Source organism: Desulfuromonadales bacterium (assembly GCA_035620395.1).
Classification (GTDB): Bacteria; Desulfobacterota; Desulfuromonadia; order Desulfuromonadales; family DASPGW01; genus DASPGW01.
Window position 1 is genome coordinate 1 of sequence record DASPGW010000274.1, and the last position, 2,419, is coordinate 2,419.

General features: G+C 65.8%; 3 protein-coding genes. All 3 read right to left on the reverse strand.

The genetic code is table 11. From position 1 onward, the window contains the following. Positions 1 to 1,438 (reverse strand): NADH-quinone oxidoreductase subunit NuoB (gene nuoB, locus VD811_15140; protein ID HXV22318.1); only part of this gene is annotated, 1,438 nt, incomplete at its 3' end. Then, positions 1,435 to 1,884, reverse strand: coding sequence for an NADH-quinone oxidoreductase subunit A (locus VD811_15145; GenBank protein ID HXV22319.1), 450 nt, complete (start codon positions 1,882 to 1,884; stop codon positions 1,435 to 1,437). The genes VD811_15145 and nuoB, both read right to left, overlap by 4 nt. Positions 1,885 to 2,101: 217 nt before the next feature. After that, positions 2,102 to 2,419 (reverse strand): ribonuclease HI (gene rnhA / locus VD811_15150; protein ID HXV22320.1); only part of this gene is annotated, 318 nt, incomplete at its 5' end.

Below are 2,419 nucleotides of genomic sequence, written 5' to 3' on the forward strand. Positions count from 1 at the left end.
TGTTCTGCACGCCGGAGAGGTAGTCGATGCGGTCGGTGTAGGGGATGTACTGGTTCCAGTGCTGGCGCTCCCCCATCTTCTCGGCGGCCCGGTGGTGATAGCCGATGTCGGCGTCGATATCGACGATCTCTTCGCCGTCGAGCTTGAGAACCAGGCGCAGCACGCCGTGGGTGCCGGGGTGGTGCGGACCGAGGTTGAGGACCATGGTGTGTCTGCCGTCGGTCACCGGCCCCCCCCGGAAGAAGTCGCCGCCGTCCCGCGGGATCATGGTCGCCGCGGTCTCGGCGGTGTAGGGAGGCATCTCGGTGCCGCGGAAGGGGTGCTCCTTGCGCAGGGGGTGGCCCTGCCAGGAGTCTGGCATGAGAATGCGGCGCAGATCGGGGTGGCCGGAAAAACGGATGCCGAACATGTCGAAGGCTTCGCGCTCGTACCAGTCGGCAGCGGGCCAGACCGAGGTGACCGAGGGGGCCTCGGGGAATTCTCCCGCGAGCGGCACCTTGACCCGGGCATAGCCTGGCTCGTCAAAATTGAGCAGATGATAGACGAGGGTGAAATCGTGTCCGGGACGCTGGCGGCGGGCGCTCTCGTCGACGGCGGTGAGGTCTTCGAGGCGGCGGAACTTTTTCGGCGCCTCCTGCTTGAGGAAGCGCAGCAGTTCCGTGGCGTGCTCCGGGGCCGTGACGAAGGTCGGCATGTCCGCCGCCTGCGCGTCCTCCCGAACGGCCTCGCCGAAGCGCTCGGCCACCGCCCGGCGCAGATCGGGGGTGGAGGCAGCGAACTCCACCTTCGGCTGCGGCGGCGTCCACATGCTCTCCGAGCGGCTCCCCCAGAATCTGGGGTGCTGCATCGAGGTGCCGCGGACCGGTGCGCTGCCGTAACCGGGGCCCCGCGGGTCGCGGCTTTTGCTGACGCCGTCGACCAGGACCGGCACCGTCGTCCCCTCGCTGCCGCCGGCCAGCCCAAGCACCTTGCGCGCCGGCCGCTCCTCTTTGGCGATCTTCTCCTGCAGTAGCAGCAGCCCCTGCATGAAAGCCTCGGGGCGCGGCGGGCAGCCGGGGATGTAGACGTCGACCGGGACGATCTGGTTGACCCCCTGGATGACGCTGTAGACGTCGTACATGCCGCCCGAGTTGGAGCAGCTCCCCATGGAGACGACCCACTTCGGGTTGGCCATCTGCTCGTAGAGGCGCAGGATGGTCGGCCCCATCTTCTTGAACGGGGTGCCGGAGATGACCATCAGGTCGGCCTCGCGCGGCGTTCCGCGCAAAACCTCGGCGCCGAAGCGGGCGAGATCGAAGCGCGGCGTCATGCTCGTCATCATCTCGACGAAACAGCAGGAGAGGCCGAAGAACATCGGCCAGAGGCTGTTGGCCCGTCCCCAGTTGATGGCGTCGTCGAGGGAAGCGAGGATGAGGTTGTCGGGAAGACGTTCGCTCATCCGGCCTTCCTTGCCGTCCGTCCGGCCCGCGGGCCCCAGTCGAGGCCCCCCATCTTCCAGAGGTAGACCAGCCCGAGAAAGAGCACGAAAATGAAGAAGGTGATCTGCAGGAACCCGGCCCAGCCGAGCAGGTCCCAGGCGACTGCCCAGGAGAGGATGAAGATCGCCTCGACGTCGAAGACGATGAAGAAGATGGCGACCAGATAGAAGGGGACGGGATCGCGCAACCGGGCGTCGCCCGTCGGCAGGACCCCGGACTCGTACGGTTCACCCTTGGCCCGGCTGCGACTCTTGTGGCCGAGGCCCCAGGCGAGCAGAAGCAGGACGACAATGAGGAAAACGGCGATGCCGGTGTAGAGGCCGAGGGAAAGCAGGGCCTCGAAAGATGGGGGCGCTTCGCCACCAGTGGGGGCGGTTGGCAGGTCGGCGGCAAAGGCAATCGGCATGGAAAACTCGCTCAATCCGGGCGGGATTTCAGCATAGGCAATTCGACAACAAAGGCGTCGGAAAGAATAGCACAGAATCAACGGCTGTCCATGCCGCCAGCCTGTAAAGGCCCCCTTTGAAAAAGGGGGATTCAGGGGGATTTGGTTGTGATCCGCGGAATGAAAATCCCCCTGGCCCCCCTTTACGAAAGGGGGGAAACTAATTGTCTTGCCAATTCTAGCGCCGCCGGCCGGCGGCAATGGCGGCCCGCGCCAACTCGTCGCAGCGTTCGTTCTCCGGATGGCCGGCGTGGCCGCGCACCCAGCACCACTCGACCTGGTGGCGGCGGCTCTGCTCCAGCAACTGTTCCCAGAGGTCGCGGTTGGCGACGTCCTTTTTCTGTGAGTTTTTCCAGCCGCGACGGACCCAGCCGTCGATCCACTCGGTGATCCCTTTTTTAACGTACTCCGAATCGGTGGTCAGCCGCACCCGGCATGGGCGCTTGAGGGCGGCGAGCCCGGCGATGGCGGCGGTGAGTTCCATGCGGTTGTTGGT

Coding starts and splice junctions, on each gene's coding strand:
- VD811_15145 (HXV22319.1), bottom strand. CDS start 1,884: ATGCCGATTGCCTTTGCCGCCGACCTGCCAACCGCCCCCACTGGTGGC.